Annotated in this window: 1 pseudogene; it reads left to right on the top strand. The window is 75.8% G+C overall.

The window, feature by feature from the left end:
- Nucleotides 1–541 (top strand): annotated as a pseudogene (locus Q6969_RS16220) (DUF4190 domain-containing protein); the annotation flags it as partial.

Raw genomic sequence — 541 nt, 5'->3', positions numbered from 1 at the left:
AGCGGCCCGCAGCCGGGCGCATCCGACCCCGCGGGCTCAGCCCCGCCCGTCGCCGCCCCGCCCTACGCCGCCGCCCCGCCCTACGTCACCGGCGCGCCGTCGCGCTCCCGCGGCGGCAAGGGCCTCGCCATCGCGGCGCTCGTCGTCGGCATCGCGGCGTTCCTCGGCGCCTTCATCCCGTTCCTCAACTACGTCGTGTTCGTGCCGGCCGTCGTCGCGGTCGTGCTGGGGATCGTGTCGCTCGTGCGCCGGATGGACGGCAAGCCGCTCGCGGTGGGCGGCATCGTGCTCGGCGGCGTGGGCTTCGTCCTCAGCATCGTCCTGGCGATCGTCTACACGTTCGCGTTCGTGTCCTCGGTGACCGAGGCGGTGGAGTCCTCGGGCGCCGACGGCGGCTACGCGAGCCCCGAGCCGATCCCCGGCGAGGACGAGGACGGCGGCACCGGCGACGACGCCGCTCTGCCGGGCACCAGCCCCGACGACCCGCTGCCCATCGGCACCCCCGTCACGGGCGAGGGCATCGACGGACCGGAGTGGCAGG

Origin of the sequence: Clavibacter sp. MX14-G9D (assembly GCF_032917815.1) — a bacterium.
GTDB lineage: Bacteria > Actinomycetota > Actinomycetes > Actinomycetales > Microbacteriaceae > Clavibacter > Clavibacter michiganensis_K.
This window is presented reverse-complemented; position numbering and strand designations above follow the sequence as displayed.